The 14464-nt window shown below is 68.0% G+C and carries 12 protein-coding genes; 6 read left to right on the top strand and 6 right to left on the bottom strand.

The window, feature by feature from the left end; all coding sequences use genetic code 11:
- Window positions 1-7: 7 nt before the first annotated feature.
- Window positions 8-169 (bottom strand): hypothetical protein, encoded by a 162-nt coding sequence (locus QH195_RS29020; protein WP_280437731.1) that lies wholly within the window; start codon window positions 167-169, stop codon window positions 8-10.
- A 164-nt stretch (window positions 170-333) separates the two neighbouring features.
- Between QH195_RS29020 and QH195_RS29015 the strand changes: the two genes are divergently transcribed.
- The gene (locus QH195_RS29015) at window positions 334-3276 is read left to right on the top strand and encodes an AMP-binding protein (protein WP_280422443.1); all 2943 of its coding nucleotides are present in this window, start codon (window positions 334-336) and stop codon (window positions 3274-3276) included.
- A gap of 21 nt (window positions 3277-3297) precedes the next feature.
- Here QH195_RS29015 and rffA read toward each other — a convergent pair whose 3' ends face one another.
- Together rffA and QH195_RS29005 are read right to left on the bottom strand one after the other, a co-directional pair.
- The gene (gene rffA, locus QH195_RS29010) at window positions 3298-4500 is read right to left on the bottom strand and encodes a dTDP-4-amino-4,6-dideoxygalactose transaminase (RefSeq protein ID WP_280437730.1); all 1203 of its coding nucleotides are present in this window, start codon (window positions 4498-4500) and stop codon (window positions 3298-3300) included.
- Entirely contained in the window at window positions 4497-5495 is a 999-nt protein-coding gene (locus QH195_RS29005; RefSeq protein WP_280437729.1) for a glycosyltransferase, read from the bottom strand. The genes rffA and QH195_RS29005 overlap by 4 nt, the downstream gene beginning before the upstream one ends.
- Window positions 5496-5816: 321 nt before the next feature.
- Between QH195_RS29005 and QH195_RS29000 the strand changes: the two genes are divergently transcribed.
- Genes QH195_RS29000 through QH195_RS28990 form a run of 3 tightly spaced genes read left to right on the top strand, consistent with a single transcriptional unit; the run spans window position 5817 to window position 8981 of the window.
- Window positions 5817-8054, top strand: coding sequence for a hypothetical protein (locus tag QH195_RS29000; RefSeq protein WP_432278407.1), 2238 nt, complete (start codon window positions 5817-5819; stop codon window positions 8052-8054).
- A complete protein-coding gene (locus QH195_RS28995; RefSeq protein ID WP_280437728.1) occupies window positions 8051-8695 on the top strand; it encodes a GtrA family protein in 645 nt (214 codons plus the stop codon). The genes QH195_RS29000 and QH195_RS28995 overlap by 4 nt, the downstream gene beginning before the upstream one ends.
- Before the next feature lie 55 nt (window positions 8696-8750).
- The gene (locus QH195_RS28990) at window positions 8751-8981 is read left to right on the top strand and encodes a Trm112 family protein (protein WP_280422439.1); all 231 of its coding nucleotides are present in this window, start codon (window positions 8751-8753) and stop codon (window positions 8979-8981) included.
- An 11-nt stretch (window positions 8982-8992) separates the two neighbouring features.
- On the opposite strand, the gene QH195_RS28985 is transcribed toward QH195_RS28990, so the two are convergent.
- The 3 genes from QH195_RS28985 to QH195_RS28975 are packed head-to-tail and all read right to left on the bottom strand — an operon-like array spanning window position 8993 to window position 11243.
- Complete coding sequence (locus QH195_RS28985; protein WP_280437727.1) at window positions 8993-9631, bottom strand: TetR family transcriptional regulator; 639 nt, start codon at window positions 9629-9631, stop codon at window positions 8993-8995.
- Window positions 9628-10515 carry an ABC transporter permease gene (locus QH195_RS28980; RefSeq protein ID WP_280437726.1) on the bottom strand — a complete coding sequence of 296 codons (888 nt, stop codon included), beginning with the start codon at window positions 10513-10515 and terminating at the stop codon, window positions 9628-9630. The genes QH195_RS28985 and QH195_RS28980 overlap by 4 nt, the downstream gene beginning before the upstream one ends.
- Window positions 10512-11243: an ABC transporter ATP-binding protein gene (locus tag QH195_RS28975; RefSeq protein WP_280422436.1), complete on the bottom strand. Its 732-nt coding sequence runs from the start codon at window positions 11241-11243 to the stop codon at window positions 10512-10514. Before QH195_RS28975 ends, QH195_RS28980 begins: the two co-directional genes overlap by 4 nt.
- A gap of 380 nt (window positions 11244-11623) precedes the next feature.
- Here QH195_RS28975 and QH195_RS28970 point away from each other — a divergent pair, with 380 nt between their 5' ends.
- Window positions 11624-12244, top strand: a complete 621-nt coding sequence (locus QH195_RS28970) for a DNA-3-methyladenine glycosylase (protein WP_280422435.1) — start codon at window positions 11624-11626, stop codon at window positions 12242-12244.
- 364 nt (window positions 12245-12608) lie between these two features.
- Window positions 12609-13898, top strand: coding sequence for a tyrosine--tRNA ligase (gene tyrS / locus QH195_RS28965; protein WP_280437725.1), 1290 nt, complete (start codon window positions 12609-12611; stop codon window positions 13896-13898).
- Window positions 13899-14464 lie beyond the last annotated feature (566 nt).

Here is a 14464-nt window from a genome sequence, read left to right as displayed (position 1 = left end):
CCTTCGTTCAAAACCCCCCCCCCCCCCCCCCCGGGGGGGGTGTGCGGGGCGGGGGGGGGCCCCCTCCCCCCGCCCACGATCCGACTGCGTTGCCGGCCGCGTCCACCAGCTCCACGGGCAGCGATTCCCGGTCGGTGGGGGAGCTCGGCAAACGGGTCGTATCGGTCACGATCCCCACCCTATCGGCGCGGGTGTGCGGTTCCGCCGAGGTGACGGGTACATGATGTAGATGTCACAACGGACGGCCGGTCCGGAGTGCGATATGGCAGGCTTTGGTGCATACCTTGTGGTTTGTGAGGTAGACCACGCCACGGGCAGGGCTGGGAGTGGAACGTGAAGTTGAGTGTGCGAGGTTTGGTGGGATCGGCGCAGCGGGTGATGGCCACCGCGCAGAACGGTCTCGAAGTCATCCGCTTCGGCGGGCTCGGACGTGACACCGACTCCTCGCCGTTCGATATCGCCGAACGCCGGCCCATGTACCGGCTGCGGCACTACTTTCCCGCGGAAACCGGCGGCGGTCCGGTGGTACTGCTCGTGCCGCCGCTGATGGTGAGCGCCGATATCTGGGATGTCAACGGTGACGACGGTGCCGTCGGAATTCTGCACCGCGGCGGAATCGATTGCTGGGTCGTCGATTTCGGGTCGCCCTCGACAGAGGAGGGCGGCTGGCAGCGGGATCTGGCCGATCATGTCCTGGCCGTGCACAGCGCCATCGACACCGTCTGTGCGGCGACCGGCCGCACCGTGCACCTCATGGGGTATTCACAGGGTGGAATGTTCGCCTATCAGGCCGCGGCGTACCGTTCGGGAAAAGGGATCGCGAGCATCGTGACCTTCGGTAGCCCGGTCGATATCGTCGCCGGGATGCCGCTGGGATTGCCGCATGCCGCGGTGACCGATCTGGTGGATTTCGCCGCCGATCATGTGGTGCCCCGGCTGCCGATCACCGACCGGATGGTGCGGATCGGATTCCAGCTGCTGGATCCGGTGAAAACCACGAAGGCACGGATCGATTTCCTGCGTCAGCTGCACGACCGGGAGGCTTTGCTGCCCAAAGAACGGCAGCGGCGGTTCCTGAGCAACGAGGGCTGGGTCGGTTATGCCGGTCCCGCGGCGGCGGATCTGCTGAAACAGTTCGTGGTGCACAACCGGATGATGCTCGGCGGTTTCGTGATCCGTGATCAGCCGATATCGCTGGCCGACCTGAAATGCCCGATCCTGGCGTTCGTCGGCGAGGTCGACGAAATCGGCCAGCCGGCCGCGGTACGCGGTATCGTCCGCGCGGCCCCGCGCGCCGAAGTCTATGAATCCACGGTGGTCTCCGGGCATTTCGGTTTGGTCGCCGGTTCGATGGCGACCCGGTGCACATGGCCGAGGGTGCGTGACTGGGTGGGCTGGGTCGAGGACGGCAACCCGTTGCCGGAGGAGATCGTGCCGATGGCCGACCAGCCACCCGGGGACGCTCCGCGGACCGCGTTGCTGCGCGCCGTGCACACCGCTACGGCGTTGGCGGAGGCCGGCGCGGGGGTCGGGCGGGCACTGGAACAGGTGGCCGCGAACACGGTCCGCGGTTCGGTCGGGCTGGTCGAGGGAGCAGCGCGGACGCTGCCCCGGCTGACCCGGCTCGGCACGATCCAATCCGGAACGAGGATCTCCATCGGCCGGCTGATGGCCGAACAGGCCCGCCGGACACCCAACGGGGAATGTTTCCTGTTCGAGGACAGGGTGCACACGCACGCGGCGGTCGATGCCCGGATCGAGAACGTGGTGCGCGGGTTGATTTCGGTGGGCATTCGCCCGGCTACCCGGGTCGGGGTGGTGATGGAGACCCGGCCCAGTGCCTTGGTGACCCTGGCGGCGTTGTCCCGGATCGGCGCGGTCGCGGTGCTGCTGGCGCCCGACAGCGATCTGATCACCGCCCTGGAACAGACCGGCACGGTCATCCTGGTGTCGGATCCGGAGAATGTGCGTCACGCCGTGGCGACCGGGGCCCGGGTGCTCGTGCTCGGCGGCGGCGATTCGCGGGGTCTGGCGGTGCCGGCCGGCACCGATCTCGTGGACCTGGAACAGATCGACCCGCAACGGGTGCAGATACCGGGCTGGTACCGGCCGGACCCGGGCCGGGCCCGTGAGCTCGCGTTCATCCTGGTCTCCGGCACCGGCGAACGCCTGGATATCAAGTACATCACCAACCATCGCTGGGCGCTGTCGGCGTTCGGCACCGCCTCGGCCGCCGATCTGGACCACAAGGACACGGTGTACTGCCTGGCTCCGCTGCACCATTCGTCCGGACTGCTGGTGAGCCTGGGTGGCGCCATCGCCGGCGGAAGCCGGATCGCGCTGGCCAGATCGCTGGATCCGGCGCAGTTCGCCGAGGAGGTGCACCGATACGGGGTCACGGTTGTCACCTACACCTGGACCATGCTGCGCGATATCCTCGACGCCGAAGTTTTCCCGGCCGGATATCCGCATCCGATCCGGTTGTTCATCGGTTCCGGTATGCCCGCCGGTTTGTGGCGGCGGACGATGGAACAGTTCGCACCGGCCCGAGTTCTCGAGTTCTATGCCTCCATCGAGGGCGATGTGGTGCTGGCGAACGTACCCGGGGTGAAATTCGGCAGCAAGGGCCGCCCGGTGCCGGGTACGGCGCGGGTCGAACTGGTGGCCTTCGATCCGGTGTCCGGCCAGATCATGGTCGACGACAGTGGATACGCCCGGCGCTGCGCGGACAACGAAGTGGGGTTGCTGATCGGGTCGGCCGGGGCCAATGTCGATCTGTCCCGCGGCGGGTTGCGTGGGGTTTTCGAACCGGAGGATTCCTGGTTGCCCACCGAGAATCTGTTCCGCCGTGACAGCGAGGGCGACTACTGGCTGGTCGACCGGATCGATACAGTGATCCGCACCCGCCGCGGCCCCGTGTTCACCCAGCCGATCGTGGATGTGCTCAACGATATCGCCGCGGTCGATATGGAGGTCGCCTACGCGCTGCCGGCCCGGGATCGGGTGCTGGCGGTGGCGGCGGTGAGCGTGCGACGCGGTTATGAACTCGGTGCCGCCGATGTGACCGAAGCGCTGCGGTCGCTGCCGCCCGTGCAGCGTCCCGATCTGGTCTACGTGGTGGACGATATTCCGCGCAGCCCGTCCTACCGGCCCTCGGCCCATGCGGTGCGGGAAATCCACGCGCCCCGGCCCGGCGCCCACACCTGGTGGTACAACCCGGATTCGGAAACCTACGAGGAACTCACCGAGGTGGGTTCGCTGGGACTGCTCACCTGAAACCGTCCGCCGCCGCGTGGCTCAGCAGCGGAACTCGGTGACAGCGTCGAGTACCCGGTCGAGTTGGTCGCGGGTGAGCATGGGCCACAGCGGCAGCCGGACGATCGTCGCCGCGAACCGCGCGCTGCGCGTGCACGGCACGGGCGTACGACCGTATTTGAGTCCCGCGGCACTGGAGTCGAGCGGTACGTAGTGGAACGGCGCCACAATGCCCCGCGCCGCAAGATGCCGGATGAATGCGTCGCGGGTGTCCTCGGTCGGCATCCGGAGATAGAACAGGTGGGCGGTGTGCCGCCGGTCCGGCGGCACAGACATCGGCGCGACACCCTGGCTTGCCGCCCACGGGGCCAGCCCCGCCGCGTAGGTATGCCATACGCGATGCCGGGCGCGCTGGATCGAATGGAATTCGGCCAGTTGCGCGTCGAGCACCGCGGCGTTCAGTTCGCTGGGCAGATAGCTGGACCCGATGTCCTGCCACGAGTACTTGTCCACCTGCCCGCGCAGGAACCGTGCCCGGTCGGTGCCCTTCTCCCGGATGATCTCGGCGCGTCCCATCAGGATGTCGTCGGAGAGCAGGAGGGCGCCGCCCTCCCCGCAGTGCACATTTTTGGTGTCGTGAAAACTCTGGGTGCCGAGGGTTCCGAGCGTGCCGAGGGCTTTGCCCCGCCAGGTGCCGCCGAGGCCGTGCGCATTGTCCTCGATGAGCGCCAGCCCGTGCCCGCGCGCCAGATCGCCCAGCGCGGCCATATCGGCCGCCACTCCGCCGTAGTGCATCACCACGATCGCCTTGGTGTGCTCGGTGATCGCCGCCGCGGCGGCCGCGGGGTCGATATTGCCGGTCGCCGTGTCGATATCGACGAAAACACAGGTCGCGCCGTGTACGGCGAAGGCGGTGGCGGCGGAGGTGAACGCGAAACTGGGCACGATCACCTCGTCGCCGGGCCCCAGCTCCAACAGCAACGCGCCCAGTTCCAGTGCGTGCGTGCACGAGGTGGTGAGCAGAACATGCGGGGCGCCGGTGATCTCGGCAAGCTTCGCGGTCGCAGCCGCGGTGAACGGTCCGTCACCGTGGCAGTGGTCGGATTCGAGTACCGCGGTCACATTGGCCAGTTCACCGGCCGCCCGGTACGGCCGGCTGAAGATGATCCGATCGCTGGGTTCCCGCCGAGGCGGGGGCGCTGTGTGGTGACGTTGCGCTGTCGTCGCAGTGGCCGTCCCGCTCATCCGGCCGCCACCTCGGCCCGCGCCCGGGCGAGAGGCTGCGCCGTATCGGCCGGCGGCCGGGGCGTGGGGGATTCGATGGTGAGATACAGCGGTTTACCCACCAGGATGTGCAGCACCACGCCGAGGTACTCGGCGATGAGGCCGAGGGAGAACAGCAGCGCTCCCGAACACAGCAGGAGCACGACGATGATCGACGCCCAGCCCTCGGGATTGCCGTCGCCACCGGTCATCGCGGACCAGATGATCACCGCTGCCAGGATCGTGCCGGCCACCGCCAGTGTGACCCCGAGCAGGCTCACGACCCGGAGTCCACGAGTTCCGGTGCACAGCACCATCTTCCAGAACAGCGAGAACAGGCGCCGGTAGTTGTACCCGGATTCGGGACGGCCCTCGCTGCGCAACCGCACCGGGGTCGTCGCGGTGCGGCCGACCACCCAGGTCAGCGCCACATCGAGATAAGCGCCGTTGGCGGCGACCTCGGCGAGCCGGCGTCCGATATCGGCCCGGATCAGCCGGAAACTCTCGAACCTGGTCGAGTCGGGGAAGGCGAACAGGGTGGCGAGAACGAGTTTGGCGCCGCGGGAGGTGAGGTTGCGCAGCGGCCCGTGTGGCCGGGTGTTGGTAGGGCGGGAATACACAAGATCCGCGCGCTGCCGGTAGGCGGTGTCCAGGAATTCCGCGATACAGGCCGGATCGTGCTGGCCGTCCTCGTCCATGGTGACGATCCAGCCGCCGCGCGCCGCGGCCATCCCGGCGATGGTGGCGGCGTCCTGACCGTAGTTGCGGCTCAACCAGATCACCCGGACCAGCGGATTCTCCCGGGCCAGCCGCTGCAGAACCAGATCGGATCCGTCCGGTCCGCAGTCGTGCACCAGCACGATCTCGGTCACCCGGAAGCGCAATCCGTCCGGCGTGGAGGTGGTCGTGGCGTATTCGCCGAGTTCGCGGACGAGCGCGGCCACGGTCTGCTCGCCTCGGTAGACCGGTACGACCACCGAAACCCCGCATACTCCGGGCGAATCGCCATCCGGGCCGGTATATGCCGAACCCGCAGGGGGCCACGGTGAACCCGAAGCGGGATGGGCGGTGGAACCGGCTGTCGCCGGCCTGCGGGTGTCCGGTACGGAAACGGACCTGGGCGGAAACGGCATTGGCGAGATCGACTTTCGACGGAGGATAACGCGTGCCGGGTCTCGATGACGCTGGTGAGCCCGAGAAATGCGAACTCTAGCAGGTGTACCCGGCGCCGCGCGGGCAGATTCGATATGCGTCGTTACGGTCGTTCGCCGGGCCGCGGCCGGTATGGTCTGGGACCCGTGGCGGATGGTCGAGCCGATGATCGGCGGGATGTGCTCCGGTGGGGTCTGGTGTGTGCGGCGGGGGTGCTGGCCGCCTACCTGGCGGTGTTGCTGGCGAATCCCCGGCATTTCTACACCGACGACACCGAGGCCCAGTACGCGCCGCTGTGGGTGATGACCGGACGCTCCCTGTGGGAGGGCAGGTTTCCGGTGCTGGTTCCCGAGCACTGGCTGGCCGGTAATTACGCGATCGAGGAAGCCGGACTGCTCAATCCGCCGCAGCTGCTGATCGATCTGGGGGCGGCCGTGGTCGACGATCTCACGCTGTACGCCACGGCGGTCAAACTGGTGTTCGCCCTGATCCTGGGCCTGGGCGTCTACCGGGTCTGTCTGGCCTACGGCGGCCGCCCGGCCTGGTCGGCGGTGGCCGGAGTGGCCATGCCGTTCAGCGGTTTCCTGCTGTTCTTCGATGCCGCCAGCTGGATGACGGCGTTCACCGGGACCGCCTGGATGGTCCATGCCTGGGCGTCCGGTGTGCGTTACGCGCGGGGACGCGGCGGACCCATACCGGTTTTCGTGTTCCTGTATCTGACGTTCTCGGTGCAGTACGTGTTTCCCGCTGTCGAGGCGGCCGTGCTCTTCGCCGCGGTGCTGGTGGGTGAGTTCGTCCACCGGCGGCAATGGTGGCCGGTGCTCCGGCTCGCACTGGTCTCGGGCTGCGCCGGCCTGGCCGGCCTGGCCACATATCTGCCGAGTCTGCTCACGGCGGATGTCACCTGGCGCGGGGCGTCGGAAATCCGCAACGACCAGTTCCTGACCGTGCCCTGGTCGGAATCGCTCAACGCGAGCCTGCCCAGTACGCTCCCCGCCTTCACCTCCTGGTGGGGTTACGTGCAACCACTGCCGATGGTCTACATCGCCTGGTTCGTGATCCCGGCGCTGGCGTTCGTCGACTGGAAACGCGCCGCTGTCGCGGCCCGGGAACTCAGCGGACCGGCGTTGTTCGCGGTGGTGACGCTGCTGTGGACCGCCGGGCCCGGGACGATGGGCCCGCTGCGCTGGCCGGCCCGGGTACTGCCGATGCTGGCGTTGGCTGTGCTGGTCCTGGTATGTGTGCTGCTCGGCCGCTACGGCACAGTATCCGGGCTGCGCCGCCGCGTAATCGCGGCCGGACTGCTGATCGCGCTGCTGCTGGCGCGATCGCTGGGCGCGGCACCGGAATCGGCGCTGTGGCATCTGGTCGCCGCGGCGGGTGTGGTGGCACTCGGTGCGGGGGTGATCGGGCTGGCCCGCGCCCGGGGTGCGGCCGCGGCGTGCCTGCTCACCCTGATCGCCGTCGCACCCATCGCCTACCTGCAGGTGCACTCCGCCGCGCCGACACCCATGAGCTGGAACCTGCCCGAGAAGCGATCCGAGATGAAGGCCGCCTTCCCCGATTTCCCCGGCACCACCCTCCAATTGGGCGATCGTGCGCTGGTCGGCGCCGGCGAACACACACTCGACGGGGCCTACGGGTCCCTGGCCTTCGGCAACTACGCCAAGAACCTCGAACTGGACTACGTCGGCGGTTACACCCCCAACGGCCATTTCCACTTCGGCCACCTGATCTGTATGCGCTGGGACACCAGCGTCTGCCCCGACGCCTACCGCCGGGCCTTCACCCCCGAACCGGAAACCGGCCGCCCGCCGGTCGATCTCATGCTCGTCGACCGGGTCGTCCTGCAACGCGCGCTCTACCCCGACGCCCGCGAACGTCCCGCACCGGCGGGCTGGCAGTGGGTCGACTATCCGGGCCACGAGGACTACATCGCCGTCCTCGAACGGGTGGGCGGTCCCGTATCAGGCCGCACCGGCCGGATAGCGCATATCGAAGGGGCGACGGTCGAACAACCGGAGGAGTCCGAGACGACCAGCCGAGCCCGGGTCGGCTCGGCGACCGGCGGCCGGCTCGTCTTCGCCCGTCTCGGCTGGCCGGGCTACCGGGCGCATCTCGACGGCCGACCGCTACCGATCGATGTCGTCGCGAACAGTTTCGTCGCGGTGGATATCCCACCCGGGACCCACGACGCCGAACTCGAACTCACCTGGCGTCCCCCGGGCTGGAAGATCGGCGGCGCGTCGGCCATTGCCGGTTTGCTCGGCCTGGTATTGCTCCAGGTCGCCCACCTACGCGGCCGCCGCAGCAGCCCGCCGCCCACACCGCAGGTCACCGCACCGGACGCCGGTGAACTCGATCTCGTGGCCGCGAGACCATGACAGGCGGGCCCACCGAATCCCTGGACGCGACGCCGGCTCACCGCGACGGCATCGCGTACGAACAGTGCCGGGCCGACACGGGCGACCACGCGGAGGCGGATCATCCGCCCGCGGATTCCCGGCAGCTCGTAGGCGCCGGTGCCGGCCGGGACCAGTTCCCCTCCGGGCAGGGACCGGAGGTTTCCGGCGAGCCTGCGCCGCGGAACGCCGACGAGCGTCGCGGTCCACAGGGCCGCGCCGCGTTGCACCGTGTGGTGGCGCGCCGGGAAATCGCGTTCGCGATCGTCGGCATCGCGAATACCGCGATGGGTATCGGGCTCACCGTCGCCTGGCTGGCACTGCTGGGGGATTCGGTTCCGCCGTCCGTGGGAGTCGTGGTCGCTTATCTGACAGGTATCGGTGTCGCATTCGTCCTGCACCGACGACTGGTCTTCCGGGTCCAGGGGCGGATTCTCCGCGATTTTCTCGGGTTCGCCGCCGTGAACTGCGTGGGTCTGGCCGCCAACGCCCTGCTGCTCGAGGTGGCCGTCAGCTTGCTCGGATTCCCCCGGGCGCTGTCCGCGGTGGTGGTCATGGGCGCGGTCGCCGCCGGCACCTTCTTCGGCCACCAGTACATCTCGTTCCGGCGGCCGGCGGCGTGAGTGCGATATCGGAGGCCGACGGTGCCCGGTCCGTGGCCGGGTACGCTTTCGTTCCATGTCCGAGCACACCATTCTGGATCCCATGCTGCTGAGCCTGCTGGCCTGCCCGCAGGACAAGGGGCAACTGCACCTGGTCCGCACCGGCGACGGTGCGGACGTGCTGTACAACCCGCGGCTGCGCGTGGCCTATCCGATCGACAGCGGAATCCCGGTACTGCTCGCCGACGAAGCCCGCGCGGTCGAGGAGGCCGAGCACGCCGATTTCGCACGTCAGTTCGGCGAATAGCGCAGGGCACCTCACCTCACATCGGCTGCCGCCGGAACCTCACCGATATCACCGGTGAGATAGCGCTGCACCGTCGGCCCGACGGCGGCGACGAGCCGGTCCAGCGGCAGTTCGGTGACCGGATCCAGCTTCACGATCTTGCGGGACATGATCACGCCCATGACCTGGGACGCGGCCAGCGCCACCCGGAGCCGGCCGTCGTCGGTATCCGTGGCGATACGCCGGCGGATCCGCTCGAAGATCACCGACAGCAGGAAATCCCGCGCGGGTGAGGTATCACCACCTGCGACGAGGCTGCGGAACAGGGCCACGGCACCGGCTCCCGCCGGGGAATCCCAGACGGCCACCACCGCACCCACCAAGGTTTCGCCCAGTTGATCCAGGGGTGTCGTATCCACCCGCGCGAGCACGATCTCCGGATCGACCGGCAGTTCCACCACAGCCGCGAACAACTGCTGTTTCGTTCCGAAATAGTGGTGGATCAGGGCCGGGTCGACACCGGCGTCCGCCGCCACCGCGCGGATAGAGGTCTTGTCGAACCCGCTCGTCGCGAATCTCTGCCGGGCCGCGTCCAGGATCGCCGCGCGGGTACCGGAGGTGCCCGGCCTACGCCCCGGTCTGGCGGGCGGGTGTTCGGCGGCGGTGCTCATGCGGTGCGCCGACGCAGGGTCGCGGCGCCCAGACACAAGGCAACCGCCGCGAATCCGGCGACGATCGCCAGATCCCGCCACATCAGCCCGGTCGGTTCGCTGTGCACCGATACTTCGTGCAGCGCGTCCACCGCGTAGCTCAGCGGCAGCACATTACTGATCACTTCCAGCCAATCGGGCAGCTGTTCGCGCGGCACCAGCAGCCCGCACAGGAAGATCTGCGGTGCCGCCACCACCGGCATGAACTGCACCGCCTGGAATTCGGTCCGCGCGAAGGCGCTGCACAGCAGCCCCAGCGCGACGCCCAGTACCGCGTCGACCATCGCGATGAGCACGACCCACCCGGGATTACCGGCGGCGTCCAGACCGAGCAGGCCGAACGAAACCAGGCAGGCCACGGCGGCCTGCGCGGCGGCCGCGAGCGAGAACGCGGTCCCGTAACCGCCGAGCAGATCGAGTTTGCCCAGCGGTGTGGTGAGCAGTCGTTCGAGCGTGCCGGAGCTGCGTTCACGCTGCATGGCGATGGCGGTGATCAGGAACATCACGATGAACGGCAGGATCCCGAGCATGCTGATGCCGATCCGGTCGAACAGGCTCACCGGCTGCTGCGGTGCGGCCGGCACATCCTGATAGATGAAGTAGAGCAGGGCCATCAGCAGCGCCGGTACGACCAGGATCATCGCGATCGTGCGATGGTCGTTGCGGAGTTGCCGCAGGATCCGCGCGGTGGTCGCCGCGTACGCCGCGAACGGTCGCGGTCCGGTGCCGCGGTCCACGATGCGCGTGGCGGGGGCGGGGTGCCCCGGCGCGGCGTCCGTGCTCTTCGCACTGGAGCGGCCCGTATGGGGACGCTTCCCCACTTCCCCCGGGACCGACCCGCTCATACCGGTTCTCCCATCGTGATGAGGGCCAGAAAAGCCTGTTCGAGGTTCTGCTCGCCGGTCCGTTCGCGCAGTTCGTCGGGGCTCAGCTGGGCCAGCAGCCGGCCTTCCCGCATGAGCACCAGCTGGTCACAATGTTCGGCCTCGTCCATCACATGGCTCGACACGAGCAGTGTCGTACCGCCGGCCGCCAACTCCCGGAACTGTTTCCACAGTTCGACACGCAGCACGGGGTCGAGCCCGACCGTCGGCTCGTCCAAGACCAGCAGCTCCGGGGCGGCCACCAGCGCGCAGGCCAGTGACGCCCTGGTGCGCTGCCCGCCGGAGAGTTCGTCGCCACGCTGGTGGCGGTGGTCGGACAGTCCGACGGCCGTGAGCGCCGCGTCGACCGCATCGCGGCCGGCACCGTAGAGAGCGGCGAAATACGCGACGTTCTCGCGGACGCTGATATCGGCGTAGATGCTCGGCGCCTGGGTCACATAGCCGATCTGCCGTCGCAGCCGTGCACTGCCCGCCGGTGACCCGAGCGCGGTGATCTCCCCGGCGGTCACTATCTGGGTGCCCACGATACTGCGCATGAGTGTGGTCTTCCCGCAGCCCGAAGGGCCCAGCACGCCGGTAATCGAACCGCGGGGGATGACCAGCGAAATATCGTGCAGCACTTCGCGTTTACCGCGGTGCACCGTGAGGTTTCGGACCTCCACCGCATCCCGCGTATCGGTCACGGACATGAGCAGCCCCTGTTCATCCGGTCAGAATTCATCGCGTGTTGAATTCTTCGCCCCTGCGCCGCCCGACGCAAGACCCCTTAGGCGGGAGCGGGTCAACCGGGGTCGACACGTCGGTGTGCCTGCCGTCCGGACGGCAGGCCACACGCCCTTCACGGCGGCACTCCGGTGCCGTACCAACAGCGCTGGTCTCGGTCCATCCCGGCGACCAGAGCCGTTCGCCGGCCCACACAGGAAAGCAGTGATCACTTCGGCGATGAACGCCGCGGTCAGCGGCCGGGCACAGCAGCGAACCGGGCTGCTCGCTCGCGGGCGACGACAGAATTGAGACCTGGTGCCCGACCCCAGCGCACTCGGCGTACACCGGTTGCGACAATCCTCGGGTGAGTGCCGAGGAACTGGCTGTTGATCCACTGACCGCCGCCCGGCGCCTGCTCGGCGCGACCCTGTGGTCGGGTTCGGTGGGTGCCTATCTGGTCGAAGTCGAGGCCTACGGTGGTGATCCCGCCGGTCCCTGGCACGATCCGGCCGCCCACTCCGGTCGCGGCCGTACCCCGCGCAATGCGGCGATGTTCGGCCCGCCGGGCAGGCTCTACGTCTATCGCAGCTACGGAATGCATACCTGCGCAAATATCGTCAGCGGACCGGACGGCGTGGCGTCCGGGGTGCTCCTGCGGTCTGCGGAGATCATCGCCGGTCACGACATCGCCCGCGCGCGCCGCCCGGCCGCCCGCGGTGCCGACGACCTGGCCCGAGGTCCCGGCAACCTGGGTAGTGCCCTCGGTATCCATATGGACGACTACGGCACCGATGTGTTCGATCCGGACTCGGTCATCCGGCTGGAACTGGGCCCGCCCGCCGATCCGTCCCGGATCGCCGCCGGCCCGCGGGTGGGAGTCAGCACGGAAGCCGATCGCCCGTGGCGGCTCTGGTTGCGGGACTCCCGCGCCGTATCCGTCTACCGCCGCAGCCCGCGGGCGCCGCGTCTCGAGGAATCGGCCTGAGGTCTCGGTACGCCGGGCCGCCGGAACGACTCGCAGCGAAGTGGCCACCCACGTTCCGGAGCCGCATCCTCCAGCGGACGCATGTGACTGCGGCCGGGCCGGGGGATTCCGAGCCGGCCAGGTGCGGAACCGGGGTATCGCCTCGGCAGCGCCGGATCCGTCTGCTGATACGAGCCGCTTCGGAGTGGTCGCCGGAGATATGCGAGAGTGCTCCGGTTTCTGCAACGACTTCATGTGTCGAACTGTCGGCGCAGGCTCTGCTGGGGCGCCCAGGGATCGACGCAGGCTGTGGGCCTGCGCTGCGGGCCGGGCGTCTGATCGCACCCCCCGCAATGCGCTTGCGGTGGTACGCGAAGATGAACCCGTGAGCAGCGACATCATCGACGAACTGACCTGGCGCGGTCTCATCGCGCAGTCCACCGACCTCGACGCGCTCCGGGAGGCGCTGGCCGCCGGCCCCCGCAATCTCTATGCCGGATTCGATCCCACCGCGGCCAGCCTGCATGCCGGGCATCTCGTCCCACTGCTCGCCCTCAAACGGTTCCAGCGGGCAGGGCACCGGCCGATCGTCCTGGCCGGTGGCGCGACCGGACTGATCGGCGACCCCCGTGATGTCGGCGAGCGCACGATGAACTCGGCCGATACCGTCGCCGCCTGGGCCGAACGGATCCGTTCCCAGCTCGAGCGGTTCGTCGACCTGGACGATTCACCGACCGGTGCGCTCATCGTGAACAACATGGAGTGGACCGGCGAGCTGAGTGCCGTCGACTTCCTCCGGGATATCGGCAAACACTTCTCGGTGAACGTGATGCTCGCCCGGGACACCGTGAAGCGGCGGCTCGAAGGCGAGGGCATCTCCTACACCGAGTTCAGCTACATGCTGCTGCAGGCCAACGACTACCTGCAGTTGCGGCGCAAACACGACTGCGTGCTGCAGGTGGGCGGTTCGGATCAGTGGGGCAACATCATCGCCGGTGTCGAGTTGAACCGGCGCGTGGACAGTGCGGCGGTCCACGCCCTCACCGTTCCGCTGGTGACCTCGGCCGACGGCAAGAAGTTCGGTAAGTCCACCGGGGGCGGCAGCCTGTGGCTCGACCCCGAACTCACCAGCCCGTACGCCTGGTACCAGTACTTCGTGAACACCGCCGATGCCGACGTCGTTCGCTACCTGCGCTGGTTCACCTTCCTGGACCAGGACGACCTGGCCGATCTGGAGGTGGCGACCGCGGAACGCCCGCACGCCCGTGAGGCACAGCGCCGATTGGCGGCCGAGATGACCACGCTCGTGCACGGTGCGGACAACACCCGCGCCGTACAACTCGCCAGCCAGGCGCTCTTCGGCCGCGCCGAACTCCGGGATCTCGACGAGCCGACATTGGCGGCCGCATTGCACGAGGCAGCCGGCGAGGGGGAGGTCGCGGAGGTGGTGACCGGCCAGGACACGATCGTGGACCTGCTGGTGGCCTCGGGCCTCTGCGAGAGCCGCGGCGCGGCTCGCCGCACGGTGAACGAAGGCGGAGCGTCGGTCAACAACGAGCGCGTCAAGGACTTGGATTGGACGCCGGAAACCGGCGACTACCTGCACGGAAAGTGGCTGGTCCTTCGTCGCGGAAAGCGCAACTTCGCCGGGGTCCGGCGGGGTGCGGGAAATTGATCTTGGTGGGCTGGGTCACATCTTTGCGATCCGGCCCACCGGATCGGCCGTCAGCAAGCCCCTGACCAGCGCAAACGTGGTGCCGAAGAGGCGATTTGACGTAGCGTTATCCGCCGCGTAACTTATTCAACGTCAGAGCGACACGGACACCGACCAGGGGCCCGGAGCAAGGCGGAAACGCTGAGCCGGAGGGACCAGGGACAACGAGGTTGTACGAGGAGCGCCTGGCGGATCGGCCGAAGATGCGGAGTTTGACTCTGAGCCACTGGCCGGTTAAGCTAGAAAACCTGCCCCAACGAAGTACTGGCTAGCCCAGTCACTGAGTTGTGTGCGTGTGTTCTTTGAGAACTCAATAGTGTGTTGATGAATGTCAGTGCCAAATTTTTGATTTGGTTTCGGTTCTTCATACCCCCGTGTGGAGGATCGAACATTTAAGTCAGCTAAATTCCAGCTGGCGATTGTTTTGCTAGGTTTTCGGACTCTAGTTTGTACTTTTGATTGCGCCTTCGGGTGTGATTGTGAGTCTTCAACGGAGAGTTTGATCCTGGCTCAGGACGAACGCTGGC

The sequence above is a fragment of the Nocardia carnea genome (assembly GCF_029868855.1).
GTDB classification, from domain to species: domain Bacteria; phylum Actinomycetota; class Actinomycetes; order Mycobacteriales; family Mycobacteriaceae; genus Nocardia; species Nocardia carnea_A.
This window is presented reverse-complemented; position numbering and strand designations above follow the sequence as displayed.